The 26,255-nt window shown below is 67.1% G+C and carries 25 protein-coding genes; 19 read left to right on the plus strand and 6 right to left on the minus strand.

What is annotated here, in order from left to right; genetic code table 11:
* Nucleotides 1–43: 43 nt before the first annotated feature.
* Nucleotides 44–853: an IclR family transcriptional regulator gene (locus WS66_RS18650; protein WP_059608410.1), complete on the minus strand. Its 810-nt coding sequence runs from the start codon at nt 851–853 to the stop codon at nt 44–46.
* 184 nt (nt 854–1,037) lie between these two features.
* Here WS66_RS18650 and WS66_RS18655 point away from each other — a divergent pair, with 184 nt between their 5' ends.
* The 12 genes from WS66_RS18655 (at nt 1,038) to iscX (ending at nt 10,179) form a co-directional block, all read left to right on the plus strand.
* Nucleotides 1,038–1,760, plus strand: a complete 723-nt coding sequence (locus WS66_RS18655) for a (Fe-S)-binding protein (protein ID WP_059535864.1) — start codon at nt 1,038–1,040, stop codon at nt 1,758–1,760.
* 34 nt (nt 1,761–1,794) lie between these two features.
* Nucleotides 1,795–3,207 carry a lactate utilization protein B gene (locus WS66_RS18660; protein ID WP_059608409.1) on the plus strand — a complete coding sequence of 471 codons (1,413 nt, stop codon included), beginning with the start codon at nt 1,795–1,797 and terminating at the stop codon, nt 3,205–3,207.
* Between the two features lie 127 nt (nt 3,208–3,334).
* A complete protein-coding gene (locus WS66_RS18665) occupies nt 3,335–3,562 on the plus strand; it encodes a hypothetical protein (protein WP_059608408.1) in 228 nt (75 codons plus the stop codon).
* Nucleotides 3,563–3,663: 101 nt separating this feature from the next.
* Nucleotides 3,664–4,146, plus strand: coding sequence for a low molecular weight protein-tyrosine-phosphatase (locus tag WS66_RS18670; protein ID WP_059608407.1), 483 nt, complete (start codon nt 3,664–3,666; stop codon nt 4,144–4,146).
* Nucleotides 4,147–4,263: 117 nt separating this feature from the next.
* Nucleotides 4,264–4,803, plus strand: a complete 540-nt coding sequence (gene iscR, locus WS66_RS18675; RefSeq protein WP_009691731.1) for a Fe-S cluster assembly transcriptional regulator IscR — start codon at nt 4,264–4,266, stop codon at nt 4,801–4,803.
* A 63-nt stretch (nt 4,804–4,866) separates the two neighbouring features.
* Nucleotides 4,867–6,090: an IscS subfamily cysteine desulfurase gene (locus WS66_RS18680; protein ID WP_059608406.1), complete on the plus strand. Its 1,224-nt coding sequence runs from the start codon at nt 4,867–4,869 to the stop codon at nt 6,088–6,090.
* Nucleotides 6,091–6,158: 68 nt separating this feature from the next.
* Entirely contained in the window at nt 6,159–6,566 is a 408-nt protein-coding gene (gene iscU / locus WS66_RS18685) for a Fe-S cluster assembly scaffold IscU (RefSeq protein ID WP_009691729.1), read from the plus strand.
* Between the two features lie 64 nt (nt 6,567–6,630).
* Entirely contained in the window at nt 6,631–6,954 is a 324-nt protein-coding gene (gene iscA, locus WS66_RS18690) for an iron-sulfur cluster assembly protein IscA (protein ID WP_011885413.1), read from the plus strand.
* A 94-nt stretch (nt 6,955–7,048) separates the two neighbouring features.
* The gene (gene hscB, locus WS66_RS18695; RefSeq protein WP_034176899.1) at nt 7,049–7,576 is read left to right on the plus strand and encodes a Fe-S protein assembly co-chaperone HscB; all 528 of its coding nucleotides are present in this window, start codon (nt 7,049–7,051) and stop codon (nt 7,574–7,576) included.
* 54 nt (nt 7,577–7,630) lie between these two features.
* On the plus strand, nt 7,631–9,499 hold the full coding sequence (gene hscA, locus WS66_RS18700) for a Fe-S protein assembly chaperone HscA (RefSeq protein ID WP_059608405.1): 1,869 nt from the start codon (nt 7,631–7,633) through the stop codon (nt 9,497–9,499).
* Between the two features lie 84 nt (nt 9,500–9,583).
* A complete protein-coding gene (fdx, locus tag WS66_RS18705; RefSeq protein ID WP_059464189.1) occupies nt 9,584–9,925 on the plus strand; it encodes an ISC system 2Fe-2S type ferredoxin in 342 nt (113 codons plus the stop codon).
* Nucleotides 9,926–9,969: 44 nt separating this feature from the next.
* Entirely contained in the window at nt 9,970–10,179 is a 210-nt protein-coding gene (iscX, locus tag WS66_RS18710; RefSeq protein WP_059608404.1) for a Fe-S cluster assembly protein IscX, read from the plus strand.
* Between the two features lie 128 nt (nt 10,180–10,307).
* Here the strand turns inward: iscX and WS66_RS18715 are convergent, their stop codons facing one another.
* From WS66_RS18715 to WS66_RS18735, 5 genes are all read right to left on the minus strand, one after another.
* Nucleotides 10,308–11,051, minus strand: a complete 744-nt coding sequence (locus WS66_RS18715; protein ID WP_059608403.1) for a glycine zipper 2TM domain-containing protein — start codon at nt 11,049–11,051, stop codon at nt 10,308–10,310.
* 341 nt (nt 11,052–11,392) lie between these two features.
* Nucleotides 11,393–12,919: a lysine--tRNA ligase gene (gene lysS / locus WS66_RS18720; protein ID WP_059535844.1), complete on the minus strand. Its 1,527-nt coding sequence runs from the start codon at nt 12,917–12,919 to the stop codon at nt 11,393–11,395.
* A gap of 75 nt (nt 12,920–12,994) precedes the next feature.
* Nucleotides 12,995–14,099, minus strand: a protein-coding gene (gene prfB, locus WS66_RS18725) for a peptide chain release factor 2 (RefSeq protein ID WP_105787638.1) whose coding sequence is annotated in 2 segments (ribosomal slippage) — nt 12,995–14,017 and nt 14,019–14,099 — 1,104 coding nt in all. Because the reading frame shifts where the segments join, the coding sequence is not laid out codon by codon here.
* A 171-nt stretch (nt 14,100–14,270) separates the two neighbouring features.
* Nucleotides 14,271–15,968 carry a single-stranded-DNA-specific exonuclease RecJ gene (gene recJ / locus WS66_RS18730; protein WP_059608402.1) on the minus strand — a complete coding sequence of 566 codons (1,698 nt, stop codon included), beginning with the start codon at nt 15,966–15,968 and terminating at the stop codon, nt 14,271–14,273.
* A 10-nt stretch (nt 15,969–15,978) separates the two neighbouring features.
* Nucleotides 15,979–17,055, minus strand: coding sequence for a hypothetical protein (locus WS66_RS18735; RefSeq protein WP_059608401.1), 1,077 nt, complete (start codon nt 17,053–17,055; stop codon nt 15,979–15,981).
* A gap of 152 nt (nt 17,056–17,207) precedes the next feature.
* Here WS66_RS18735 and WS66_RS18740 point away from each other — a divergent pair, with 152 nt between their 5' ends.
* The 7 genes from WS66_RS18740 (at nt 17,208) to kdsA (ending at nt 26,227) form a co-directional block, all read left to right on the plus strand.
* Nucleotides 17,208–18,461, plus strand: a complete 1,254-nt coding sequence (locus WS66_RS18740) for a lipoprotein-releasing ABC transporter permease subunit (RefSeq protein ID WP_059608400.1) — start codon at nt 17,208–17,210, stop codon at nt 18,459–18,461.
* A gap of 55 nt (nt 18,462–18,516) precedes the next feature.
* Nucleotides 18,517–19,212, plus strand: a complete 696-nt coding sequence (gene lolD, locus WS66_RS18745) for a lipoprotein-releasing ABC transporter ATP-binding protein LolD (RefSeq protein WP_059608399.1) — start codon at nt 18,517–18,519, stop codon at nt 19,210–19,212.
* Nucleotides 19,213–19,276: 64 nt separating this feature from the next.
* Nucleotides 19,277–20,065: a TatD family hydrolase gene (locus WS66_RS18750; RefSeq protein ID WP_059608398.1), complete on the plus strand. Its 789-nt coding sequence runs from the start codon at nt 19,277–19,279 to the stop codon at nt 20,063–20,065.
* Nucleotides 20,066–20,119: 54 nt separating this feature from the next.
* Nucleotides 20,120–22,612 carry a DNA internalization-related competence protein ComEC/Rec2 gene (locus tag WS66_RS18755; protein ID WP_059608397.1) on the plus strand — a complete coding sequence of 831 codons (2,493 nt, stop codon included), beginning with the start codon at nt 20,120–20,122 and terminating at the stop codon, nt 22,610–22,612.
* 85 nt (nt 22,613–22,697) lie between these two features.
* Nucleotides 22,698–23,543 carry an alpha/beta fold hydrolase gene (locus WS66_RS18760; RefSeq protein ID WP_059608396.1) on the plus strand — a complete coding sequence of 282 codons (846 nt, stop codon included), beginning with the start codon at nt 22,698–22,700 and terminating at the stop codon, nt 23,541–23,543.
* A 174-nt stretch (nt 23,544–23,717) separates the two neighbouring features.
* Complete coding sequence (locus WS66_RS18765) at nt 23,718–25,376, plus strand: CTP synthase (RefSeq protein ID WP_059464180.1); 1,659 nt, start codon at nt 23,718–23,720, stop codon at nt 25,374–25,376.
* Nucleotides 25,373–26,227, plus strand: coding sequence for a 3-deoxy-8-phosphooctulonate synthase (gene kdsA / locus WS66_RS18770; RefSeq protein ID WP_044848177.1), 855 nt, complete (start codon nt 25,373–25,375; stop codon nt 26,225–26,227). Before WS66_RS18765 ends, kdsA begins: the two co-directional genes overlap by 4 nt.
* Nucleotides 26,228–26,255 lie beyond the last annotated feature (28 nt).

A 26,255-nucleotide genomic window follows, 5' to 3' on the forward strand; every position in this document is an offset into this window, starting at 1 on the left:
GGGGCTTTTTTTCGTCCGGCCGTCGAACGGCGGGCGGTGCGGGTCATGCGTGCCGTTGCAGCCCTTCGGCGTCCTTCGTGGGCTCCGGCCGGTAGCCGAGCGATTCCGAAATGGTGAGGGCGGTGCGGCTCAACTGGCCGAGCCACGCGTCCTGCAGGCGATCGGCCGGTGCCGACAGCGACAGGCCCGCGACGAGCTTGCCCGAGTCGTCGTAGATGCCGGCCGCGATACAGCGCACGCCCAGCTCCAGTTCCTCGTTGTCGCGCGCGCACGATTGCTGGCGCACGAGCGTCAGTTCGCGCTCGAGCTTCGCGATGTCGGTAATGCTGTTCTGCGTATGGCCGGACAGCCCGGTGCGCGTCGCGTAGGCGCGCACGCGCGACGTTTCGTCGACCGCGAGAAACAGCTTGCCGACCGATGTCAGGTGCAGCGGCGCGCGGCCGCCGATCGCGCGGACGACCTGCATCCCCGAGCGCTCCGAATACGCGCGCTCGATATAGACGATTTCGTCGCCCTGGCGTACCGACAGGTTCACGGTCTGGCCGGTCAGGCGGTGCAGTTCGCGCATCGGCATCAGCGCGGCGTCGCGTACCGACAGGCGCGCCTTCACGAGGTTGCCGAGCTCGAGTAGCCTCATGCCGAGCCGGTAGGTGCCGGGGTCGGAGCGGTCGACCAGGCGGCAGGTCACCATGTCGTTGAGGATACGGTGCGCGGTCGACGGATGAAGTTCGGTGCGCTGCGCAAGCTCCTTCAGGCTGACGGGGTCGCTGTGCGCGGCGAGCGCGTCCAGCAGCCGCATCATGCGTTCGATCACCTGGATCGACGTTTTGGAATCCGGGGTGGGTTGGCTCATGTCGGGGGGGGGAATCGGTTGACGCATCAAGCGGTGTTGCGTCGATTGTATCTCGTATCGTGAAAAAAGCGAACGCCGTTCGAGGAAGTCCTCGTTTCCGGCCGTGCGCGCTTGCTTACGCGCCGGCGTTGGTCTCGCCGGCCAAACGGCGGATAATGAGAGCCGTTTTCTCGAAGGAGCGCATATGCGAGTCGGTTTGTTCGTGACCTGCCTGGTCGACCTGATGCGTCCGGAAATCGGTTTTTCCGCGCTGAAACTGATTCGCGAAGCCGGATACGAGGTATTCGTGCCGCCCGCGCAAACCTGCTGTGGCCAGCCGGCCTACAACTCGGGCGATCGCGCGCTCGCACGCGATCTCGCCGAAAAGACGCTGCGCGAGTTCGAGCAGTTCGACTACGTCGTCGCGCCGTCGGGCTCGTGCGGCGGCATGATCCGCACGCACTACGGCGACCTGTTCCGCGACGACCCCGAACTGATGGGGCGCTATGCGCGATTTCAGCAGAAAGTCTATGAACTGACCGATTTCCTTGCGAACGTCGCGAAGGTGACGCTTGCGCCCGGCGAATTCACGGGGCCGGTCACCTATCACGACTCGTGCTCGGGCCTGCGCGAGCTCGGCGTGAAGGCGCAGCCGCGCGCGCTGCTCGCGCAGCGCGGCGTGGCCGTCACCGAGATGAAGGATTGCGAGCACTGCTGCGGCTTCGGCGGCACGTTCGCGGTCAAGTACGGCGACATTTCGGCGGCCATCGCGGACGAGAAATGCGCGAATGTCCGCGCATCCGGCGCGGGCGCCGTCGTGCTCGGCGATCTCGGCTGCATGCTGAACATCGAAGGGCGGTTGCGCCGCACGGGCGACCGCGACACGCGCGTGCTGCACGTCGCGCAGGTGCTGGCGGGCGACGTCTGACACCCGGTTCCGCTCACTTTTCCCCGATACCGCGATGCAAGTCCAATCGATGCATTTCAAGGCCCGTGCCGGCCAGAAGCTGGCCGACCAGCGCCTGCAGCAGAACCTGAAGAAGCTGTCGACGAAGTTCGTGTCCGCACGCGCCGACGCGATGACCGAGATCGACTTCCAGGCGACGCGCGCCGCGCTGAAGGCGCGCCGCAACCGTGCACTGGAGAATCTCGACGTGTGGCTCGAGGCGTTCGAACGCGAGGCGACGCGGCGCGGCACGACGGTGCTGTTCGCGGAAACGACCGCCGACGCCGCGCGGCTCGTCGCCGACATCGCGCGACGCCACGACGTGAAGAAGGTCATCAAGACGAAGTCGATGGTGTCCGAGGAAATGCGCCTGAACGCGGTGCTCGCCGAGATGGGAGTGCAGTCGATCGAGACGGACCTGGGCGAATACATCCTGCAGATCAACGACAACGAGCCGCCGAGCCACATCATCGCGCCCGTCGTGCACAAGGACAAGGACGAGATCGCGGACCTGTTCGCGCGCACGCACCACCGCGAGCGGCTGACCGAGATCCCCGACATGACGCGCGAGGCGCGTGAGGTGCTGCGCCCGCATTTCCTGTCGGCCGACATGGGGGTGACGGGCGGCAACTTCGTGATCGCCGAGACGGGGTCGGTCGCGGTCGTCACGAACGAAGGCAACGAAGGGATGTGCACGGTGATGCCGCGCGTGCATGTCGCGGTGACGGGCATCGAGAAGGTGCTGCCGACGCTCGAGGATCTCGCGACCGCGATGCGTCTGCTGCCGCGCTCGGCGACCGGGCAGAAGACCTCGAACTATTTCTCGCTGCTCACCGGGCCGCGCGGCCTCGGCGACGAGGACGGCCCGGAGCACAACTACGTGGTGCTCGTCGACGGCGGTCGGACGGGACTGATCGGCGGCGAATTCCAGGAGATGCTGCGTTGCATTCGCTGCGGCGCATGCATGAACCACTGCCCGGTATATCAGAAGGTCGGCGGGCACGCGTACGGATGGGTCTATCCGGGCCCGATGGGCTCGGTGCTGACACCGAGCTACGTGGGGATCGACCAAGCGCTCGACTTGCCGCAGGCCGCGACGCTGTGCGGCGAATGCGACAGCGTGTGCCCGGCCGGGATCCCGTTGTCGCACTTGCTGCGTACGCTGCGCGAGAAACAGGTCGAGCGGCATCTGCGGCCGTGGCGCGAGCGCGCCGCGCTCGCCGCGTGGGGCTTCGTCGCGCGCCGGCCGATGCTGTATGCGCTGACGACCAAGCTCGCGGTGCGCATCCTCGAGCGGCTGGGCGGCAATGGCGGCACGCTGCGGCGCCTGCCAATGATGGGCGGCTGGATGGACACGCGCGACATGCCGACGCCGACCGGGCGCACGTTCCGCGAGCTGTACGCGGCATCCCAAAGCCACCTCGGCTGACCACTGTTCATCGAGCGACAACAGTGCGTTCGCTATTCATGTATTTATCTCGATAGGTGCGGTCTATAGAATCCTGCCTGTAGTCCCCGGAATCGGGTTTCGGGGCATGAGGTCAAGGAGCCGCATCATGAGAAAGACAATATCGATGTACTGGCCGCTGGCAATCGTCGTCCCGCTCGCCGCGGTCGCTTATTTGCACGCGATGGCCGACGCGCCGTCGCGTGGCCCGATTGCCGTTCATCAGGCATCGGCCGAACTCGCGCGCGCGGTGTCGTTCGGGCTGGTTGGCGACGCGGCGAAGCCGTTGCCGGCCGTATCCGGCGACGTCGCGCTCGCCGCACCCAAGGCGCTGTAAGTCACGCCGCCGTCGCTTTGCGCGGCGGCGCGATTCCGGGCGCCTTTGTATAATGGCGCGATGTTCTTCCACGCGGTTCACCGCGGCTTTTCGAGAGTGCGATGTCCCGCGTTGCGATCTGTTTCGTCTGTCTCGGCAACATCTGCCGTTCGCCCACGGCGGAAGGCGTGATGCGCCACCAGGTCGACGCGGCCGGGCTGGCCGACTGGATCGCGATCGATTCGGCCGGGACGGGCGACTGGCACGTCGGCGAGCCGCCCGACACGCGCGCGCAGGCGGCGGCGCGTACGCGCGGCTACGACCTGTCGGCGCTGCGGGCGCGGCAAGTGAGCGCGGTGGATTTCGAGCGGTTCGATCTGCTGCTGGCGATGGACGAGGCCAATTTCGCGGAATTGCGGCGGCGCTGCCCGCCCGAGCATCGCGACAAGGTGCGCCTCCTGATGGAATTCGCGCCGGGCGCGACCGAGATCGAAGTGGCGGATCCTTATTTCGGCGGCGCGCGGGGCTTCGAACAGGTGCTCGACCAGGTCGAGCGCGCGTGCGCGGGCCTGCTCGATACCCTCCGCAGCGGTGCCGCACACTGATCGCGGCGAGGTATTCAGCGATCTGCGAATACCCTGTCGAAGACATGGATACTTGACTAAAATCGTCAAATATTTATACTTGACCAAAATCGTCAAGATTGCAGTCCCCTAGACACCATGAGACTCACCACCAAAGGCCGTTTCGCCGTCACGGCGATGATTGACTTGGCACTGCGCCAGGAGCAGGGCCCGGTGACGCTTGCAGGCATCAGCCAGCGCCAGCGGATTTCGCTCTCGTATCTCGAACAGCTGTTCGGCAAGCTGCGCAGGCATGAAATCGTCGAATCCGTGCGCGGCCCGGGCGGCGGCTACAACCTCGCGCGCCGCGCGCAGGACGTCACCGTCGCCGACATCATCATCGCGGTCGATGAACCGCTCGACGCCACGCAGTGCGGCGGCAAAGGCACGTGCGACGGCTCGAAGCAGCCCGACGGCCATTGCATGACGCACGAGCTGTGGTCGACCCTGAACCAGAAAATGGTCGAATACCTCGATTCGGTATCGCTGCAGGATCTCGTCGATCAGCAGCGCGCACGCGAGGGCGCACCCGCGGTGCTGCGCGACCGGCGCACGCCGGAGCCCGTCGCGGCACCGGCCGAACCGGTGCGCACGATGCCGCTCGGTCCCAATTCGGTGTTCAACATCGCGAGTTCGTGAGCGCGAACGCGCCGCACACCCCATAACGCACATAGTCCCTGCACAGAATTCCCGGAGCGACAGATGACCCAAGAGACTCTCCACCTGCCCATCTACATGGATTACAGCGCGACGACGCCGGTCGACCCGCGCGTGGTCGACAAGATGGTGCCGTATCTGCGCGAGCAGTTCGGCAACCCGGCGTCGCGCAGCCACGCATACGGCTGGGACGCGGAACGCGCGGTCGAGGAAGCGCGCGAGCAGGTGGCTGCGCTCGTGAACGCGGATCCGCGCGAGATCATCTGGACGTCCGGCGCGACGGAATCGGACAACCTCGCCATCAAGGGTGCCGCGAACTTCTACAAGGGCAAGGGCAAGCACATCATCACGGTGAAGACCGAGCACAAGGCTGTGCTCGACACCTGCCGCGAGCTCGAGCGCGACGGCTTCGAAGTCACCTATCTCGACGTGAAGGAAGACGGCCTGATCGACCTCGACGTGTTCAAGGCCGCGCTGCGCCCGGGCACGATCCTCGTGTCGGTGATGCACGTGAACAACGAGATCGGCGTGATCCAGGACATCGAGACGATCGGTGAAATCTGCCGCGAGAAGGGCATCGTGTTCCACGTCGACGCCGCACAGTCGACCGGCAAGGTCGAGATCGACCTCGCGAAGCTGAAGGTCGACCTGATGTCGTTCTCGGCACACAAGACCTACGGCCCGAAGGGCATCGGCGCGCTGTACGTGCGCCGCAAGCCGCGGGTGCGTATCGAAGCGCAGATGCACGGCGGCGGCCACGAGCGCGGGATGCGTTCGGGCACGCTGGCGACGCATCAGATCGTCGGCATGGGTGAAGCGTTCCGCATCGCGCGTGAAGAAATGGCGACCGAGAACGAGCGCATCCGCATGCTGCGCGACAAGCTGCTGCGCGGCCTGTCGCAGATCGAGGAAACGTACGTGAACGGCGACATGGAGCACCGTGTCCCGCACAACCTGAACATCAGTTTCAACTTCGTCGAAGGCGAGTCACTGATCATGGCGATCAAGGACGTCGCGGTGTCGTCGGGCTCGGCGTGCACGTCGGCCTCGCTGGAGCCGTCGTACGTGCTGCGTGCGCTCGGCCGCAACGACGAACTCGCGCACAGCTCGATCCGTTTCACGGTCGGCCGCTTCACGACGGAGCAGGAAGTCGACTTCGTGATCGCACTCCTGAACAGCAAGATCGCGAAGCTACGCGAACTGTCGCCGCTCTGGGAAATGCACCAGGAAGGCATCGATCTGTCGACGATCGAATGGGCTGCACACTGAACACCGCATTGAATACATTCGCGGGCGGATTTGCGCACGCAGACGTAACGAGTCAAGGAGTCTGAGTCATGTCATACAGCAACAAGGTTCTGGATCACTACGAAAACCCGCGTAACGTCGGTTCGTTCGCGAAAGACGACGACGCGGTCGGCACGGGCATGGTCGGCGCGCCGGCCTGCGGCGACGTGATGAAGCTGCAGATCCGCGTCGGCGCGGACGGCGTGATCGAAGACGCGAAGTTCAAGACGTACGGCTGCGGTTCGGCGATCGCGTCGAGCTCGCTCGTGACCGAATGGGTGAAGGGCAAGACCCTCGACGAGGCGCTGTCGATCAAGAACACGCAGATCGCCGAAGAGCTGGCCCTGCCGCCGGTGAAGATTCACTGCTCGATTCTCGCGGAAGACGCGATCAAGGCAGCCGTGGCCGACTACAAGAAGCGCCACGACACGAAGGAAGGCGATCAGGCAGCGGCCTGAGCGCCATCGAGCGGCTTGTGAAGGAACGCGGCGGGCCCGGGCGGCGCGCCGCGGCAAGGACATCATGGCAATTACACTGACCGAAAAAGCAGCACAGCACGTCCAGAAGTACCTCGTCCGTCGCGGCAAGGGTGTGGGCCTGCGGCTTGGCGTTCGCACGACCGGGTGCTCGGGGCTCGCGTACAAGCTCGAGTATGTCGACGAGCTGGCCCCCGAGGATCAGGTGTTCGAGAGCCATGGCGTGAAGGTCGTCGTCGACCCGAAAAGCCTCGCGTACATCGACGGCACCGAGCTCGACTTTGCACGCGAAGGCCTGAACGAAGGGTTCAAGTTCAACAACCCGAACGTGAAGGACGAGTGCGGTTGCGGCGAATCGTTCCGCGTGTGACGCGGGTATCCGCGCGATGCGGGCAAGAGGCGGCACGAGCCGCCTTTTTAATGTGCGGCGTTTGCCGTGCGACGAACCGGAATTGAACGCGACGATGGTTTCGCTGAAAGACAGCCACTTCGATCTGTTTCACCTGCCGGCGCAATTCGCGCTCGACGAGGCTGCGCTCGACAGCGCGTATCGCACCGTGCAGACGCAGGTCCACCCGGACCGCTTCGCGGCGGCCGGCGACGCGCAAAAGCGCATCGCGATGCAATGGGCGACCCGTGCGAACGAAGCCTACCGCACGTTGCGCGATCCGCTGAAACGCGCGACCTATCTGCTGTCGCTGCGCGGCGTCGACATCGGTGCCGAAAACAACACCGCGATGGAGCCCGCGTTCCTGATGCAGCAGATGGAGTGGCGCGAAGGCATCGAGGATGCCGCTGCCGCCCGCAACGTCGATGCGCTCGATGCGCTGCTCGCCGAATTGCGCGACGAAAAGCGCGTGCGCCTCGAGCGCCTCGGCACGCTGCTCGACAGCGCAGCCGACCAGGCCGCCGCCGAAGCCGTGCGCCAGCTGATGTTCATCGAACGGGTCGCGTCGGAAGTGGGCGCGCAGATCGAGCGCCTGGAAACTTAACCGCGTGCCTCGCGGCACGCGCAGCAAACGGGCCGAGCGCCCGAACGAACCAAGATGGCTTTACTGCAAATTTCCGAACCGGGCATGGCGCCGGCGCCGCACCAGCGGCGACTCGCTGTCGGGATCGATCTCGGCACGACGAACTCGCTCGTTGCGGCCGTGCGCAACAGCGTGCCCGAAGTGCTGCCGGACGAGGCGGGCCGCGTACTGCTGCCGTCGGTGGTCCGTTATCTGGAGAAGGGCGGCCGCCGCATCGGTCACGAAGCGAAGGAGCAGGCCGCGACCGATCCGCGCAACACGATCGTGTCGGTCAAGCGCTTCATGGGCCGCGGCAAGGCCGAGGTCGAAGGCGCGGCGAACGCGCCTTACGAATTCGTCGATGCACCGGGCATGGTGCAGATCCGCACGATCGACGGCGTGAAGAGCCCGGTCGAAGTGTCGGCCGAGATTCTCGCGACGCTGCGTTACCGCGCGGAAGACACGCTCGGCGACGAACTGGTCGGCGCGGTGATCACGGTGCCCGCATACTTCGATGACGCGCAGCGCCAGGCGACGAAGGACGCCGCGCGTCTCGCGGGCATCAACGTGCTGCGCCTGCTGAACGAACCGACCGCGGCCGCGATCGCCTATGGTCTCGACAACGCGGCCGAAGGCCTCTACGCGGTGTACGACCTCGGCGGCGGCACGTTCGACCTGTCGATCCTGAAGCTGACCAAGGGCGTGTTCGAAGTGCTGGCCGCGGGCGGTGATTCCGCGCTCGGCGGCGACGATTTCGACCACGCGCTGTTCGGCCACGTGCTCGCGCATGCCGGCATCGATGCGAAGGTGCTTGCGCCCGAGGACGTGCGCCTGCTGCTCGATCGCGTGCGCGTGCTGAAGGAAGCGCTGTCGTCCGCGCCGCAGGCGTCGCTCGACGTGACGCTGTCGAATGGTGCCCGGCTCGAGCAGACGATCTCGCACGACACGTTCGCCGCGCTCGTCGAGCCGCTCGTGCAGCGTACGCTGACGCCGACCCGCAAGGCATTGCGCGACGCGCAGGTAACGCCGGCCGACATCAAGGGTGTCGTGCTGGTCGGCGGCGCGACGCGCATGCCGGTGATCCGCGAGGCGGTCGCGAAGCATTTCGGCCAGCCGCCGCTCGTCAATCTCGATCCCGACCAGGTCGTCGCGCTTGGCGCGGCGATCCAGGCCGACCTGCTCGCCGGCAATCGCGGCAGCGGCGACGACTGGCTGCTGCTCGACGTGATCCCGCTGTCGCTCGGTGTCGAGACGATGGGCGGTCTCGTCGAGAAGATCATTCCGCGCAATTCGACGATTCCGATCGCGCGTGCGCAGGAATTCACGACCTTCAAGGATGGCCAGACCGCGATGGCGATCCACGTCGTGCAAGGCGAGCGCGAGCTCGTCGCCGACTGCCGGTCGCTCGCGCGCTTCGAGCTGCGCGGCATCCCGCCGATGACGGCCGGTGCGGCGCGCATCCGCGTGACTTACCAGGTCGATGCGGACGGGTTGCTGTCGGTGTTCGCGCGCGAGCAACATTCGGGCGTCGAGGCGTCGGTCGTCGTGAAGCCGTCGTACGGCCTCGCTGACGACGACATCGCGAAGATGCTCGAGGACAGCTTCAAGACCGCCGAGATCGACATGCGGGCACGCGCGCTGCGCGAAGCGCAGGTCGAGGCCGAGCGGATGATCGAGGCGACGCAGGCGGCGTTGGCGACCGACGGCGAATTGCTCGATGACGCCGAACGCGCGCAGGTCGACGCGCTCGTCGCGGCGCTGCGCACGATCGCGCAGAGCGACGACACGGACGCGATCGAAACCGCAACCAAGACGCTGGCCGACGGCACCGACGAATTCGCGGCGCGTCGGATGGACAAGAGCATCAAGCGCGCACTGTCGGGCCGACGGCTCGACGAGATCTGAACGAAATGCACGCGGGCCGGCGACGGCCCGCGCGATAGTGAACCGTGCGGCGCCAGCCGCCGCACCCTGACTGACGGAACGGACATGCCTCAACTGGTGGTGCTGCCTCACGTCGAACTGTGCCCGGACGGCGCAGTGATCGACGCGACGCCCGGCAAGAGTATTTGCGACAACCTGCTCGACAACGGGATCGAGATCGAGCATGCATGCGAGAAGTCGTGCGCATGCACGACCTGCCACGTGGTGATTCGCGAGGGCTTCAACGATCTCGATCCGTCCGACGAGGACGAAGACGACCTGCTCGACAAGGCATGGGGCCTCGAGCCGACGTCGCGCCTGTCGTGCCAGGCAATCGTGAAGGAAGATTCGGACCTGGTGGTCGAGATCCCGAAGTACTCGATCAACCACGCGAAGGAAAATCACTGACGGACCGGCGGGGCGGACTCGCCGCGTACACGGGAGAGCAAGTCATGAAATGGACCGATTCGCGCGAAATTGCCATCGCGCTGGCAGACAAGCATCCGGACGTCGATCCGCAGAAGATCAATTTCGTCGACCTGCGCCAATGGGTCATCGATCTGGATGGCTTCACCGACGACCCGGCGCACTCGGGCGAGAAGATCCTCGAAGCGATCCAGGCCCACTGGATCGATGAATCCGACTTCGACGACGAAGACTGAGGTTCGCGCTGGCGCCCCGCACCATGTGGCTCCGGCAAGGCTCCCGCAAAAAGAAAAGGCTCGTGATGCTTCACGAGCCTTTTTCGTTTCCGGCGCGGCGCAAGGGCTGTCCGGCGATGCGTCAGGCGTCAGGCGCCGACCAGCGTCCCGTTCTCGATCCGCACGCGCTGGCCCTGGCCGAACGGCGGCGGGTTGTGGTACGTGAACGTGCGCGTCGCGCCGCTTTCCATCTGGACCTGTACCTGGTAGTCGGTTTCCGCGCGCACCTGCTTCTCGACCTGGTTGCCGGCGAGACCGCCGCCGAGCGCGCCGATGATCGTCATCGCGGTGCGGCCGTTGCCGTGACCGAACTGGTTGCCGAGCAGGCCGCCGGCCGCTGCGCCGCCGACCGCTCCGATCCCCGAACTCTGACCCGGCGTACGCGTCTGCGTGATCGCGACGACCGTGCCGCAGGTCTGGCAATAGGCCGGCTGCGCGGGCGCGGACGGCTGCTGCGCGTATTGCGGCGGTTGCGGCGCCGGCGTATGGCGGCGGTGCGTGGCTGCCGGGCGCGGCGCGGGCTTCGGTTCGACGTGGGCTGCCGCAGCCTTCTCGGCAGCGGCCTTCTGCTGCGCGGCCTGTTCGGCTGCCTGCTGCTGCGCCTGCGCGGCGAGCGCGGCGCTGGCTGCAGCGGCCGTATCGACGGCCGGCTGCGACGCGATCAGCGCGGCCTGGGTCTGGCCGTTCTGCGCGTTATTGCTGTTGGCCTTCGGGAAGATGCCCGTGATCGCTGCGGTGGCCGCGAGGCTCGCGACGATCACGGCGCCTGCCGCAGTCGCGATAAGCGGGTGGAGGCGTTGCTTTTGCGGGGTGGTTTGATTCTGGTTGTCCATTTTGTTCTCCGATGTCGACCCGGCTTCGCACGTTGGCGCTGGCCGGATCCCACGCTCGGGAGCGAGCAGACTTGGCGTTCCGGCGCCGCGTTCTGGTCCCGTGGTCATGCGTGGTGACGCAACAGGAGTGTCGTCCACGGGCGAGGGTCGCACCGTATCAAGGTGTAACGAATTGCAGCGGGAAGCAGGCGGGCGTTATCGGGAAAACCCGGAGAGGGCCGTCGCGACGAGGGGATAAAACGGGGGAGGATCGAAAGCCGGCGAACGCCGGCGAGCGGGATTTACGCGTGGTTACAAAGCTGACGCGTGCGCTGCGGGGCGCGGCGCACGCGGGGGGGCCGTCAGTCTTCGCGGCGCAGGTGCGGGAACAGCAGCACGTCGCGAATCGTCGGGCTGTCGGTCAGCAGCATCACGAGACGGTCGATGCCAATCCCGCAACCACCCGTCGGCGGCATTCCGTGTTCGAGCGCGCGGATGTAGTCGGCGTCGAAGAACATCGCTTCCTCGTCGCCTGCATCCTTCTGCTCGACCTGCTTCTTGAAGCGCGCGGCCTGGTCTTCCGGATCGTTCAGCTCCGAGAAGCCGTTCGCGATCTCGCGGCCGGTCATGAACAGTTCGAAACGCTCGGTAATGCCCGGCACCGTATCCGATGCGCGTGCGAGCGGCGACACCTCGACCGGGTAGTCGATGATGTAGGTCGGCTCCCACAGCTGCGATTCGGCGGTTTCCTCGAACAGCGCGAGCTGCAGCGCGCCGATGCCGGCGTTCAGGAAGGCCGGCTGCGACACGTCCACGCCGAGGCGCTTCAGTTCGGAGCGCAGGAACGCGTCGTCCGACAGCTGGCCGTCGGTGTACTGCGGCGCGTACTTCTGGATCGCCTGCGTGATCGTCAGGCGGTGGAACGGCTTCGCGAGGTCGAGCTCGCGGCCCTGGTACTGGATCGTCGCGGTGCCGAGCGCATCGATCGCCGCCTGGCGGATCAGCTGCTCGGTGAAGTCCATCAGCCAGCGGTAGTCGGTGTACGCGGCGTAGAACTCCATCATCGTGAATTCCGGGTTGTGGCGCGGCGACACGCCTTCATTCCGGAAGTTGCGGTTGATCTCGAACACGCGCTCGAAGCCGCCGACGATCAGGCGCTTCAGGTACAGCTCCGGCGCGATACGCAGGAACATCTGCATGTCGAGCGCGTTGTGGTGCGTGACGAACGGCTTCGCCGCGGCACCGCCCGGGATCGGGTGCAGCATCGGCGTTTCGACTTCCATGAAGTCGGCGTTGTCCATGAACTTGCGGATCGACGCAATGGTCTTGGTGCGCGCGCGGAACGTGTCGCGCGTTTCCGGCGTGACGATCAGGTCGACGTAGCGCTGGCGGTAGCGCATTTCCTGGTCGGCGAGGCCGTGGAACTTGTCCGGCAGCGGACGCAGTGCCTTCGACAGCAGGCGCAGCTCCTTGCACTGGACCGACAGCTCGCCCTTGTTGGTGCGGAACAGCACGCCGCGTGCGGCGACGATGTCGCCGAGGTCCCACTTCTTGAATGCGTCGTAGGTTTCCGCGCCGACGTCGTTCGGCGTCACGAAGAACTGGATCTGGCCCGACCCGTCCTGCACCGTCGCGAAGCTCGCCTTGCCCATCACGCGCTTGAGCATCATGCGGCCGGCGACCGAAACCTCGACCGGGTTCGCCTCGAGCGCGGCCTTGTCCGAGTCGGCGAATTTCGCCTGGAGATCGGCGGCGTGATGCGTCGGCCGAAAATCGTTCGGATAGGCGACGCCTTGCTCGCGCAATGCGCGCAGCTTCTCGCGGCGCTCGGCGATGATCTGGTTTTCGTCCGCCGCGACGGCGGGCTGCGTTTGGGTCGGTTCGGTCATGATGGTCGGAATTCGGAGTGGGTGCGGCAACGCAACGGGAAGGGCGGCGCGACCGGAGAGGCCGCGCCGCGGCGCTTACACGCCCTGTTTGAGGCTCGCGCTGATGAAGTCGTCGAGATCGCCGTCGAGCACGGCTCGCGTGTTGCTCATTTCGACGTTCGTACGGAGGTCCTTCACGCGGCTCTGGTCGAGCACGTACGAGCGGATCTGGTGGCCCCAGCCCACATCGGTCTTGCTCGATTCGAGCTTGTCCTGCTCGGCCTGGCGCTTGCGCATTTCGGCTTCGTACAGGCGCGACTTCAGCATGGCCATCGCTTCGGCACGGTTGCGGTGCTGCGAGCGGTCGTTCTGGCACTGCACGACAATGCCGGTCGGCATGTGCGTGATCCGCACGGCCGAGTCGGTCTTGTTGATGTGCTGGCCGCCGGCGCCCGAGGCGCGGTACGTGTCGATGCGCAGGTCGGCCGGGTTGACTTCGACTTCGATCGAGTCGTCGATTTCCGGATACACGAACACCGACGAGAACGACGTGTGGCGGCCGCCCGACGAGTCGAACGGCGACTTGCGCACGAGGCGGTGAATGCCCGTTTCGGTGCGCAGGAAGCCGTATGCGTATTCGCCCGTGACCTTGACCGTCGCGTTCTTGATGCCGGCGACGTCGCCGTCGGATTCTTCGAGCACTTCGGCCTTGAAGCCCTTGCGCTCGCAGTAGCGCAGGTACTGGCGCAGCAGCATCGAAGCCCAGTCGCACGCCTCGGTGCCGCCGGCGCCGGCCTGGATGTCGATGAAGCAGTTGTTCGGGTCGGCCGGGTTCGAGAACATCCGGCGGAATTCGATGTCGCCGACGCGCGCTTCGAGCTTCTTCGCGTCGTCTTCGGATGCGATGAGGGTGTCTTCGTCGCCTTCCTCGCGTGCCAGCTCGAACAGGTCGAGCGCATCGCGCAGGTCGCTATCGAGTGCCGTCAGCGTCGTGACGACGCCTTCGAGCAGCTTCTTCTCGCGGCCGAGTGCCTGGGCGTTCTTCGAATCGTTCCAGACGTTCGGGTCTTCGAGTTCCTTGTTGACTTCGGTCAGACGCGCAGATTTGGCGTCGTAGTCAAAGATACCCCCGAAGCTCGCCCGCGCGCGTGCGCAGGTCGAGCAGGGAGCTTTCGATCGCGTTGAGACGTTCCGCTTCCATGATCGTTCGCTATTCTTGCTTCGTAAAAAAGCGGAATTATAGCCGATCGGCGGGGTTTCCCGGTGACGCGGAACGTGCTTGCATGCGCGCCGCGGCCGAGCGTTCGGCGCGGCGCGCATGCGGCCCGCGAGTGCCGCGGGCCGGTTGGCCGGTTGGCCGGGCCGGCGGCGTTCAGCCGGCCGCGTGTTCGACGATCAGCTGGACGCGCGTCACGCCGTTCCACGTGTCGGCCACGAGGCGGTACGCGATCAGCGCGCTCGCCGGCAGCGGCTCGGTGTGATTGAACCAGATCGCGTTGAAGCGCTGGCGGCCGCGCGCCAACTGCAGCTTCAGGTGCTTTTCCTTCACGAGCGACTGCGACACGACGTCGAATTCGCCGGAGAAAAGCGGGGCCGGAAAACCCTGGCCCCAGACGGCTTCGTCGAGCAGCCCGACGAACTGCGGCGTGAAATACGCTTCCTCGAGTTCGCCGTCGGTCTCGATCACGCGCGCCAGCGCGTCGTCGGACAACCACTCTCGCGCGACGGCCTCGAACGCGGCCGCGAAGCGCGGCACGTTGCCGGTGTCGAGCGTGAGGCCGGCCGCCATCGCGTGGCCGCCGAACGCGACGATCAGGTCGGGTTCGCGCTTCGACACCAGGTCGAGTGCATCGCGCAGGTGGAAGCCGGGAATCGAGCGGCCCGAACCTTTGACCCGCGTGCCGGCTTCGTCCGCATGCGCGAACGTGAACGACGGGCGATGGAACTTCTCCTTGAGCCGCCCGGCGACGATGCCGATCACGCCCTGGTGCCATTCGGGGTTGAACAGCGTGATCGTGCATGCGTCGGCCGGATCGACGTCGGCGAGATCGGCGAGCGCCTGCTGCTGCATGCCGGCCTCGATCTCGCGGCGCTCGCGGTTCATCGTGTCGAGCTGTTGCGCGAGGTCCCATGCGCGGCCGATGTCGTCGGTGATCAGGCACTCGATGCCGAGCGACATGTCCGACAGCCGCCCGGCGGCGTTCAGGCGCGGGCCGAGGCCAAAGCCGAGGTCGAACCCCGACGCGGTGCGCGCCTCGCGGCCGGCCGCGCGGAACAGCGCGGCGATGCCCGGCTGCATGCGGCCGTTGCGGATGCGCTGCAGCCCCTGCGCGACGAGCACGCGGTTGTTGCCGTCGAGCCGCACCACGTCGGCGACGGTGCCGAGCGCGACGAGGTCGAGCAGTCCGTCGAGGCGGGGTTCGGCCTCCTTGCTCGCGAACGCGCCGCGGCGGCGCAGCTCGGCGCGCAGCGCGAGCAGCACGTAGAACATCACGCCGACGCCGGCGATGTGCTTGCTCGGGAACGCGCAGCCAGGCTGGTTCGGGTTGACGATCGCGCGCGCGGCGGGCAGCGCGTCGCCGGGCAGATGGTGGTCGGTGACGAGCACATCGATGCCGCGCGCGTTCGCGGCTTCGACACCCGCGACGCTCGCGATCCCGTTGTCGACGGTGATCAGCAGGTCGGGCTTGCGCGCGGCCGCGAGTTCGACGATTTCGGGCGTGAGCCCGTAGCCGTATTCGAAGCGGTTCGGCACCAGGTAGTCGATCTGCGCGCCGAACATCCGCAGGCCACGCACCGCGACTGCGCAGGCGGTTGCGCCGTCGCAGTCGTAGTCGGCGACGACCAGCAGGCGCCGCTTGTCGGCAATCGCGTCGGCGAGCAGCGCCGCGGCGTCCGCGCAGCCTTTCAGTTCGGTGGGCGGGACGAGGCGCGCGAGGGCCGTCTCGATGTCGGTCGGGGACTGCACGCCGCGCGACGCATACAGGCGCGCGAGGACGGGATGCAGGCCGTGGCGCGCGAGCGCTTCGGCGTCGGCGGGCGCGACGGGGCGGGTAACGATCCGGGTCATACAGGTCGGGTTATTCGAACAGGGATGCCAGCGCGCGGCGGCGCCAGAACTTGCGCAGGTCGCCGCGCGTCGCGTGCAGCGTCACGGAGCTGGTGTCGCCGCACAGCGTGAAATCGACGCCGGCCAGCTCGCCGTTCTGCAGCGCGGCGAGGGACGGCGCGAACCAGTCGCGCTCGAGCGCGGCGAGCGCATCGTGCCAGCGTGACCAGTCCTGCTCGATGTACGGGGCGGACAGCGTGGGCAGCTCGACGAGCGACGCGCCGGCGGCGGCGGGCAGTGCATCGAATGCGGCCGGCACGGCGCCGGCTTCGGTTTGCGCCGCGCGTGCGAGGCCGAGCGCCGCGGGCGACGCGGACAGCACGCGTGCGAACGGCTTGCCGACCGGCTTCAGCGTGCCTTGCGCATGGAACCAGATCGAATTGACGGCGGGCAACCCGCGCGCTTCGCGCGCTTCGTTCACCGGATGCTGGAACCATGCCATCTGCACTTCGTTCTGCAGCTTCATCCACATCCGCGAGCGTTCGCCGGTGTGCGCCTCGTGCGGCAGCCAGATCTCGATGTTGCGGCCGCTCGCGCGCAGCGGCGCTGCGCCGGCGAGGCGGGCGAACTGCTCGCTGGACAGGTACCAGCGCGCTGGCTGCGGCGCCTCCAGTCGCACGCCGAGCTCCTCGATCAGCGGGCGCGCGACTGCCAGCAAGGCGGCTGCGTCGCCGTCGTCGAGCGCGAGGCTCGCCGGGTCGACGAGCACAAGGTGATCGTGCGCGATTTCGACATGGACGGGCTCGACGCACGCCCAGGCCTGGGTACCCGGGTCGCCGCCGTCCGCCAGCAGCATGTAGGGTGCGAGCGGCGCCTCGTCGGCGGCGTTGCCCTGGGTCGCGCCGAACTGGCGGGCCAGCCAGCGCTCGTGCGGCAGCGTGCGCTGGAAGTCCTCGCCTGCCACGCGCTCGACGAGGTTGGCGCGGGCGAGCAACTTTTCGAGCGCGGGGCTGTCCAGCGTGTGCAGGGACGAGGCCGCATCGGCCGCCGACGGCAGCGCGAACGGAACGAGAAAATGGAGGCGTCGGTCGTGCATGATGGTGCGCATTGTATGGCAAACTGCGCGCGTGATCGGGCCGGCGGACGGCCCGATTGCGTCCGGCGACCGTTTTTTCGGCCGTGCCCGGGCGGCCGGCCGCCGCCGGACGGCGCTCCGGCCACGGGCCGCCATCCCCGCCGTAACCAGCAGAAAGGATTCGCTTGAAACTTCCGTACGAATGGCAGATCGGCTGGCGCTACACGCGCGCCGGCAAACGCACGACCGGCAACGGCTTCATTTCCTTCATCGCACTGGTGTCGATGCTCGGGATCGCGCTTGGCGTCGCGGCGCTGATCGTCGTGCTGTCCGTGATGAACGGCTTCCAGAAGGAAGTGCGCGACCGCATGCTGTCGGTGCTCGCGCACGTCGAGGTGTTCTCGCCGACCGGCTCGATGCCCGACTGGCAACTGACCGCGCAGGAAGCGCGGCGCAATACTTCGGTGGTCGGCGCGGCGCCGTACGTCGACGCGCAGGCGCTGCTCACGCGCCAGGACGCGGTGAGCGGCGTGATGCTGCGCGGCGTCGAGCCGTCGCTCGAACCGCAGGTGTCGGACATCGGCAAGGACATGAAGGCAGGCCAGCTCGCCGCGCTCGTGCCCGGCCAGTTCGGCATCGTGCTCGGCGACGCGCTCGCCGGCAACCTCGGCGTGACGGTCGGCGACAAGGTCACGCTCGTCGCGCCCGAAGGGACGATCACGCCGGCCGGGATGATGCCGCGACTCAAGCAGTTCACGGTGGTCGGCGTGTTCGAGTCGGGCCACTACGAATACGACAGCACGCTCGCGATGATCAACATCCGCGACGCGGAGGCACTGTTCCGGATGTCCGCGCCGACCGGCGTGCGGCTGCGGCTCACCGACATGCAGAAGGCGCCGCAGGTCGCGGTCGAGCTGTCGCATACGCTGTCGGGCAGCCTGTACATTCGCGACTGGACCCAGCAGAACAAGACATGGTTCTCGGCCGTCCAGATCGAGAAGCGGATGATGTTCATCATCCTCACGCTGATCATCGCGGTGGCCGCATTCAACCTCGTTTCGTCGCTGGTGATGACGGTGACCAACAAGCAGGCCGACATCGCGATCCTGCGCACGCTCGGCGCGCAGCCCGGGTCGATCATGAAGATCTTCGTCGTGCAGGGCGTGACGATCGGCTTCGTCGGCACCGCGTCGGGCGTCGCGCTCGGCTGCCTGATCGCGTGGAGCATTCCGTGGCTGATCCCGATGATCGAGCATCTGTTCGGCGTGCAGTTCCTGCCGCCGTCGGTGTACTTCATCAGCGAGCTGCCGTCGGAGCTCGTCGCGGGCGACGTCATCAAGATCGGCCTGATCGCGTTCGTGCTGTCGGCCGTCGCCACGCTCTATCCGAGCTGGCGCGGCGCAAAGGTGAAGCCGGCGGAGGCGCTGCGCTATGAATGATCGCGCGACCGCATTGGCGGATTCACGACAACCCATCAGACAGGATTCGGCAGGTATGCAGGAATACGTGCTTCAGGCGCGCGGGATCACAAAGGCGTTCGTGCAGGGCGGCTTCAACGTGCAGGTGCTCAACAACGCCGAATTGACGGTGCGGCGCGGCGAGAAGCTCGCGATCGTCGGCGCGTCGGGCTCCGGCAAGAGCACGCTGCTGCACGTGCTGGGCGGCCTCGACGAACCGAGCGCGGGCGAAGTGTCGCTGCTCGGCAAGCCGTTTACGCAACTCGCCGAGCGCGAACGCAACGAGCTGCGCAATCGCGCGCTCGGCTTCGTCTACCAGTTCCATCACCTGCTGCCGGAATTCACCGCGCTCGACAACGTCGCGATGCCGCTGCGCATCCGCCGGATGACGACCGAGGACGCGCGCGCGCAGGCACAGGCGATGCTCGAACGCGTCGGTCTCGGCCCGCGTGCGAAGCACCGGCCGGGCGAGCTGTCGGGCGGCGAGCGGCAACGCGTGGCGATCGCGCGCGCGCTGGTGACGAAGCCCGCGTGCGTACTCGCCGACGAGCCGACCGGCAACCTCGACGGCACGACCGCCGACACGGTGTTCAACCTGATGCTCGAACTGTCCGAGACGCTCGAAACGAGCTTCGTGATCGTCACGCACGATCCCGAGCTCGCGGCGCGCTGCGACCGCATCATGCGCCTGCGCGACGGCGTGCTGCACGAGGAGCCGGCGCTGCCGGTGTGAACGAACGCCCCGCCGTGCCGCCGGGCGAGTCCCGGCACGGCGGCGAGGGCGCAGGAAAGCCGCCATGTGGATCGATACGCATTGCCATCTCGATGCTGCCGAGTTCGACACCGACCGCGACGTCGTCGTGCATGCGGCGCGCGCGGCCGGCGTGTCGCGCATCGTGATCCCAAGCGTCGGGCGCGACAATTTCACGACCGTGCGCGAACTGGCCCAGCGCACGCCGGGTGCGGTCTATGCGCTCGGCATCCATCCGATGTATACGCCGCACGCGCGCGACGAGGATCTCGACCGCCTGCGCATGGAGATCGAGGCGAGCCTCGATGATCCGCGCTTCGTCGCGATCGGCGAGATCGGTCTCGACTACTTCGTGCCGGGGCTCGACGAGGACCGCCAGCAATTCTTCTATCAGGGGCAGCTCAAGCTCGCGCGCGAATTCGACCTGCCGGTGCTGTGCCACGTGCGCAAGTCGCAGGACCGCGTGCTCGCCGGGCTGCGCCGCTTCGGCGTGCGGCGCGGCATCGCACATGCGTTCAACGGCAGTTTCCAGCAGGCCGACGCGTATCTCGCACAGGGGCTGCATCTCGGTTTCGGCGGCAACGTGACGTTCGGACGGGCGTTGCAGATCCGGCGGCTCGCCGCGCAGTTGCCGCTCGACGCGATCGTCGTCGAGACGGATGCGCCCGACATCGCGCCCGAGTGGGCGTACAAGTCCCGCAACGCGCCCGACCAGGTGCCGCGCATCGGTGGCGTGCTCGCCGAACTGCGCGGGATCGACGCGCACGCGCTGTCCCTATCCACAACGGCTAACGCGCTCGCCGCGCTGCCGCGCCTCGCACTTTCGTCCGCATAATCGTTGCTGGAGGGTGCCGCATCGACGGCGGCGCCAGGTCGACGAGGAGGTGCGATGCGCGTGTGGTGGATCGCGTTTGCGCTCGGTGTCGTCGTGCTGCAGCGGCAGGCGGCGTTGCCGGGTATGGGCGGCTGGGTAGGCGGCGCGGTCGTGCTGGCCGGTTGCGGTGCGCTGCTCGCATGGTGTGCACGGCGCCGTCGAACCCGCTCGATCGTCGCGCTCCGGTGGATGCTGTGCGCCTGCGCCGCCTGCGCGATCGGATTCGGCTATGCGGCCGCACGCGCGGAATGGCGGCTGCGTGACGGCCTGCCTGTCGAGCGGGAAGGGCGCGACATCGTCGTCACTGGCGTGATCAGCGGGTTGCCGGTGATCGACGACACCGGCGCGCGACTGCTGTTGGCCGTCGAATCGAACGATGCGGGGCTGGCCCGTTTCCCTCCGCTGATCCGGTTGTCGTGGCGCACCTACGGCGCGCCCGCCGCACGCAACGCGATGCCCGATTTGCGCGCCGCGCAGCGCTGGCGCCTCGTCGTGCGCCTGAAACGCCCGCATGCCGAGGCGAATCCCGGCGTGCGCGACAGCGAGGCGGCGTGGCTCGCCACGGGCATTCGTGCGATCGGCTATGTGGTCGCGCCCGAGCGGGCGGAACTGCTCGACGCACGTGCATCGGGGTGGCGCGCGTCGATCGATCGGCTGCGCGACGCGCTGCGCAACGGTATCGGTGACGCGCTCGGCAGCGACGCGCGCCATCGCGGCATCGTGACCGCGCTCGCGGTCGGCGATCAATCCGGCATCGGCGACGACGCGTGGCGCGTGCTGCGCAATACGGGCACGAGTCATCTGGTCGCGATTTCGGGCCTGCACGTCGGACTCGTCGGCGCGATCGCGGGCGGGATCGTATCGTGGGTCTGGCGACGTCTGCGCTGGCGCGGACATGCCGCGGCGCTCGCGATGCCGGCGCCCTATGCGGCTTCGATGGCGGCGCTGACGGCCGCCGCCGGCTACGCGGCGCTTGCCGGCTTCAACGTGCCGGCGCAGCGCGCGTGGTGGATGATCGCGGCCGGGGCGGCTGCCTGTCTTGCCGGACGCAGCGTGCCGACGTCCGCCGTGTTGTGCGCGGCGCTCGGCGGCGTGCTGCTTGTCGATCCGTGGGCGGTGGTGTCGGCAGGGTTCTGGCTGTCTTTTGGCGCGGTCGCCGTAATCCTGATGTCCGTGGCGGGCTGGGGCGCGGTGCGCGAATTCGACGGCGGTGACGACCGTGGGACGGACGGTACTGCCCCGGTCGACCGCCGCCGCAGGCTGCGCGCTTGGTGCAAGCGTGCCGGGCACCGTGTCGCACAGGCGACGCGCGTGCAGTACGCGGTGACGATCGGTCTTGCGCCGCTGACGGCCGCGTGGTTCGCTCAGATCTCGGTATCGGGCCCGTTCGGCAATGCGTTTGCGATCCCGTGGGTCAGCGCCGTCGTGACGCCGATCGTGCTCGCCGGGATCGGGTTGCCCGCGCCGCTGGACGCGTATGCGTTCCGGCTCGCGCATGCGGCGCTCGAACCGATGATGACGCTGCTCCGGCACCTCGCCGACTGGCCGGCCGGCGTGTTCTGGCTGCGCATGCCCGACTGGCCGGTTCTGGCGCTTGCGTGCATGGGTGTCGCGTGGGTCTTGATGCCGCGCGGCTGGCCGCTGCGCTGGGCGGCGCCGATGACATGGCTGCCGCTGGTCGCGCCGGCACCCGATGCGCCGCCGCCTGGCGGCTTCCGGCTGACCGTGCTCGATGTCGGGCAGGGCGCGTCGGTGCTGGTGGAGACCGCGCGCAGGACCTTGCTGTTCGATGCGGGGTCGGGGGCGGAGTCGACCCATGCCGGTGCGCGGATCGTCGCGCCGGCATTGCGTGCCCGCGGAATCCGTACCGTCGATTCGCTCGTCCTGAGTCATGCGGACGCCGATCACGCGGGCGGCGCGGCGGCCGTCTATGCGGCCGCCGAGGTCCGCCAGCTGCTCGCCGGCATTGCGCCGCAGCACCGGCTGTGGCGTGACGCGCGGGCGGCCGGCGTGGCCGATCGGCTGCCGTGCGCGGCCGGGCAGCGGTGGACCTGGGACGGTGTCGTATTCACGATGTTGTGGCCGCCGGGTGGTGCCGGCGCTGGTTCCTCGAACGCACAATCATGCGTGCTGCGCATCGACGCGGGCGACACGTCGGCGCTGCTGACGGGCGACATCGAGGCACGCTCCGAGCGCCGGCTGGTGGGCGATGCGCGCGACGCGCTGGCCGCGCAGATCCTCGTTGTGCCGCACCACGGCAGCCGGACGTCGTCGGTCGAGCCTTTCCTCGATTCGGTCGGGCCGCGCGTCGCGGTATTTCCTGTAGGCTATCGCAATCGATTCGGACATCCGCACCGGACGGTCCTTGCGCGCTACGAAATGCGCGGGATTCCGCTGCCGCGCACCGATCGCGACGGGGCCGTGAGGTTCGACGTCGCCCCGACGGGCGGCGGTTTCGCGTTTGAGCGTCATCGCGATGTGCAGCGGCGGTACTGGATGGACCGGTGAGCGGCGCGATGGCGCGGGTCAAGAATGAGGCGGCCGGAGGAAGTGTTGAAGCATTGACTCCCGCCGGCAAAGGAGACATCGGCGTTTGAAGGACATCCTCCATTTCTCGCATGCGAACGGTTTTCCGGCATCGACGTACCGGACGATCTTCGCCGAGCTGGCAGACGACTACGAGCTGCGCTACATCGAGCGCATCGGTCACGACCGCCGCTACCCGGTGACGCGCGACTGGCCGCATCTCGTCGAGCAACTGCTCGACGACATTGGCAGCCGCTACGAGCGCCCGGTCTGGCTCGTCGGCCATTCGCTCGGCGGCTACCTGTCGCTGATGGCTGCGCTGAAGAAGCCGCACTGGGTGCGCGGCGTGGTGATGATCGATTCGCCGATCATCGCGGGATGGCGCGCCGGCGCATTGCGCGCGAGCCAGTGGGCGGGGCTCGACGAGCGGCTGTCGCCTGCGGCCGCGACGCGCAACCGGCGTACGCGCTGGGTGAGCCGCGACGAAGCCTGGCGGCACTTTCATGAGAAACCCGCGTTCGCGCTCTGGGACGAGCGGATGCTGTCCGACTACATCGACTACGGCATTCCGCAGGCGGGCGCCGACGGCGAACGCGTGCTCGCGTTCGACCGGCAGGTCGAATACCTGATCTACCGGACGCTGCCGCATACGCTCGGCCCGCGGCTCGCGCACGGCGCGCCGGTGCCGCTCGGCTTTCTCGCCGGCACGCGCTCGCGCGAAGTGCGGCAGGTCGGGCTCGATGCGACGCGTCGCGCGGCGCGCGGGCGCATCGAATGGCTCGAGGGCAGCCACCTGTTCCCGATGGAGCGGCCGATCGAGACGGCCCGCGCATTGCAACGGATGCTGAGTTCGCTGAAGATGGCGGAGGGTGGCGTGCCGCGCGACAGTGCGGCGCTCGCGAAAAGCGCCTGACGCATCGGTCCGGTGCACCGCGCCGGCGTGCGCGGTTGCACCGACCGGCCGGCCGGTTCGCCCCGGCGCGCACGGTTGGCGCGGCACAGCGCGAAAGGGCAGGATCATCGCGTCAATTGCTGAGAGAAGGGCGGGCTTTACGGTATAATCCGTTTTTCCCGCGAGCATTCAGCGATGACCAAATATGTTTTCGTCACCGGCGGCGTAGTTTCTTCCCTCGGCAAGGGTATTGCCGCCGCCTCCCTCGCCGCGATCCTCGAATCGCGCGGTCTGAAAGTCACCCTCCTCAAACTCGATCCCTACATCAACGTCGACCCCGGCACGATGAGCCCGTTCCAGCACGGCGAAGTGTTCGTGACGGAAGACGGAGCGGAGACCGACCTCGACCTCGGCCACTATGAGCGCTTCATCAGCACGAAGATGCGCAAGGCCAACAACTTCACGACCGGCCAGATCTACGAATCGGTGATCCGCAAGGAGCGCCGCGGCGACTATCTCGGCAAGACCGTGCAGGTGATTCCGCACATCACGAACGAAATCCAGGCGTTCATCGAGCGCGGGGCGGCATCTGCCACCTGCGGCGAGCCGGACGTCGCGATCGTCGAGATCGGCGGCACGGTCGGCGACATCGAGTCGCTGCCGTTCCTCGAGGCCGCGCGCCAGATGAGCCTGCGCCTCGGCCGCAACAGCGCGTGCTTCGTGCACCTGACGCTCGTGCCGTACGTCGCGACGGCCGGCGAGCTGAAGACGAAGCCGACCCAGCACAGCGTGCAGAAGCTGCGCGAGATCGGCATCCTGCCGCACGTGCTGCTGTGCCGTGCGGATCGCCGCATCCCCGACGACGAATCGAAGAAGATCTCGATGTTCTCGAACGTGCCGGAAGACGCCGTGATCTCGGTGTGGGACGCCGACAGCATCTACAAGATTCCGCAGATGCTGCACGACCAGGGCCTCGACCGGATCATCTGCGAAGAGCTGAAGCTGTCGCCGAAGGACGCCGACCTGAGCATGTGGTCGGCGCTCGTCGAGAAGCTGGAAAACCCGAAGCACGAAGTCACGATCGGCATGGTCGGCAAGTATGTCGACCTGACCGAGTCGTACAAGTCGCTGATCGAGGCGCTGCGCCACGCATCGCTGCACACGTCGACCAAGGTCAACATCGAGTACATCGACTCGGAAGAGATCGAGACGAACGGTGTCGATAGCCTGAAGCATCTCGACGCCGTGCTGGTGCCGGGCGGTTTCGGCCGTCGTGGCACGGAAGGCAAGATCGCGGCGATCCGCTACGCGCGCGAGTCGAAGGTGCCGTACCTCGGCATCTGCCTCGGCATGCAGCTTGCGGTGATCGAATTCGCACGCGACGTCGTCGGCCTGAAGCAGGCGAACAGCACGGAATTCGATCCGGATACGCCGGAACGCGTGGTCGCGCTGATTACCGAGTGGTACGACCGCGAAGGCAAGGTCGAGACGCGCACCGAGGAATCCGATCTCGGCGGCACGATGCGCCTCGGCTCGCAACGTTGCCCGATCAAGCCCGGCACGATGGCCGAAGAGATCTATGGCAAGGACGTGAACGAGCGTCACCGCCACCGTTATGAAGTCAATAACCGCTTCGTGCCCCAGCTCGAAGCCGGCGGCCTTATCATCAGCGCCCGTACCCCGAGCGAGGATCTGCCGGAAATGATGGAGCTGCCGCGTTCGATGCACCCGTGGTTCGTCGGCGTTCAGTTCCACCCGGAATTCACGTCCACGCCGCGTGACGGTCATCCCCTGTTCAAGTCGTTCGTCGAAGCCGCGCTCGCCAACAAGCAAGCGCGTGGAGTGCAAGCATGAAGCTGTGCGATTTCGAGGTCGGTCTCGACCAGCCTTTCTTCCTGATCGCGGGTACCTGCGTCGTCGAATCGGAGCAAATGACGATCGACACGGCGGGCCGCCTGAAGGAGATCTGCGAGAAGCTGAACGTTCCGTTCATCTACAAGTCGTCCTACGACAAGGCGAATCGCAGCTCGGGCAAGTCGTTTCGCGGCCTCGGAATGGACGAGGGGCTGCGGATCCTCGGCGAGGTGAAGCGTCAGCTCGGCCTGCCGGTGCTGACGGACGTGCATTCGATCGAAGAGATCGAGCAGGTCGCGTCGGTCGTCGACGTGCTGCAAACGCCCGCATTCCTGTGCCGTCAGACCGACTTCATCCACGCGTGCGCGCGCTCGGGCAAGCCCGTCAACATCAAGAAGGGTCAGTTCCTCGCGCCGCACGACATGAAGAACGTGATCGACAAGGCGCGCGACGCGGCGCGTGAAGCCGGTCTGTCGGAAGACCGCTTCATGGCGTGCGAGCGTGGCGTCTCGTTCGGCTACAACAACCTTGTGTCCGACATGCGTTCGCTCGCGATCATGCGCGAGACGAACGCGCCGGTCGTGTTCGACGCGACCCACTCGGTGCAGCTGCCGGGCGGGCAGGGCACGAGCTCGGGCGGTCAGCGCGAATTCGTGCCGGTGCTCGCGCGTGCGGCGGTCGCGACGGGCGTCGCGGGTCTCTTCATGGAGACGCACCCGAATCCGGCCGAGGCGAAGTCGGACGGCCCGAACGCGGTGCCGCTGAACCGGATGGGTGCGTTGCTGGAGACGCTCGTCACGCTCGATCAGGCGGTGAAGCGCAATCCGTTCCTGGAAAACGATTTCAATTAAAGATCGAATGAACCTTGCGACGGCTTCG

It is taken from the genome of Burkholderia sp. LA-2-3-30-S1-D2 (assembly GCF_001523915.2).
GTDB lineage: Bacteria > Pseudomonadota > Gammaproteobacteria > Burkholderiales > Burkholderiaceae > Burkholderia > Burkholderia diffusa.

Excerpts from the sequence above, each read along its gene's own strand:
- WS66_RS18650 (WP_059608410.1), bottom strand. The coding sequence starts at position 853 with ATGAGCCAACCCACCCCGGATTCCAAAACGTCGATCCAGGTGATCGAA.
- WS66_RS18655 (WP_059535864.1), top strand. The coding sequence starts at position 1,038 with ATGCGAGTCGGTTTGTTCGTGACCTGCCTGGTCGACCTGATGCGTCCG.
- WS66_RS18660 (WP_059608409.1), top strand. The coding sequence starts at position 1,795 with ATGCAAGTCCAATCGATGCATTTCAAGGCCCGTGCCGGCCAGAAGCTG.
- WS66_RS18665 (WP_059608408.1), top strand. The coding sequence starts at position 3,335 with ATGAGAAAGACAATATCGATGTACTGGCCGCTGGCAATCGTCGTCCCG.
- WS66_RS18670 (WP_059608407.1), top strand. The coding sequence starts at position 3,664 with ATGTCCCGCGTTGCGATCTGTTTCGTCTGTCTCGGCAACATCTGCCGT.
- iscR (WP_009691731.1), top strand. The coding sequence starts at position 4,264 with ATGAGACTCACCACCAAAGGCCGTTTCGCCGTCACGGCGATGATTGAC.
- WS66_RS18680 (WP_059608406.1), top strand. The coding sequence starts at position 4,867 with ATGACCCAAGAGACTCTCCACCTGCCCATCTACATGGATTACAGCGCG.
- iscU (WP_009691729.1), top strand. The coding sequence starts at position 6,159 with ATGTCATACAGCAACAAGGTTCTGGATCACTACGAAAACCCGCGTAAC.
- iscA (WP_011885413.1), top strand. The coding sequence starts at position 6,631 with ATGGCAATTACACTGACCGAAAAAGCAGCACAGCACGTCCAGAAGTAC.
- hscB (WP_034176899.1), top strand. The coding sequence starts at position 7,049 with ATGGTTTCGCTGAAAGACAGCCACTTCGATCTGTTTCACCTGCCGGCG.
- hscA (WP_059608405.1), top strand. The coding sequence starts at position 7,631 with ATGGCTTTACTGCAAATTTCCGAACCGGGCATGGCGCCGGCGCCGCAC.
- fdx (WP_059464189.1), top strand. The coding sequence starts at position 9,584 with ATGCCTCAACTGGTGGTGCTGCCTCACGTCGAACTGTGCCCGGACGGC.
- iscX (WP_059608404.1), top strand. The coding sequence starts at position 9,970 with ATGAAATGGACCGATTCGCGCGAAATTGCCATCGCGCTGGCAGACAAG.
- WS66_RS18715 (WP_059608403.1), bottom strand. The coding sequence starts at position 11,051 with ATGGACAACCAGAATCAAACCACCCCGCAAAAGCAACGCCTCCACCCG.
- lysS (WP_059535844.1), bottom strand. The coding sequence starts at position 12,919 with ATGACCGAACCGACCCAAACGCAGCCCGCCGTCGCGGCGGACGAAAAC.
- recJ (WP_059608402.1), bottom strand. The coding sequence starts at position 15,968 with ATGACCCGGATCGTTACCCGCCCCGTCGCGCCCGCCGACGCCGAAGCG.
- WS66_RS18735 (WP_059608401.1), bottom strand. The coding sequence starts at position 17,055 with ATGCGCACCATCATGCACGACCGACGCCTCCATTTTCTCGTTCCGTTC.
- lolD (WP_059608399.1), top strand. The coding sequence starts at position 18,517 with ATGCAGGAATACGTGCTTCAGGCGCGCGGGATCACAAAGGCGTTCGTG.
- WS66_RS18750 (WP_059608398.1), top strand. The coding sequence starts at position 19,277 with ATGTGGATCGATACGCATTGCCATCTCGATGCTGCCGAGTTCGACACC.
- WS66_RS18755 (WP_059608397.1), top strand. The coding sequence starts at position 20,120 with ATGCGCGTGTGGTGGATCGCGTTTGCGCTCGGTGTCGTCGTGCTGCAG.
- WS66_RS18765 (WP_059464180.1), top strand. The coding sequence starts at position 23,718 with ATGACCAAATATGTTTTCGTCACCGGCGGCGTAGTTTCTTCCCTCGGC.
- kdsA (WP_044848177.1), top strand. The coding sequence starts at position 25,373 with ATGAAGCTGTGCGATTTCGAGGTCGGTCTCGACCAGCCTTTCTTCCTG.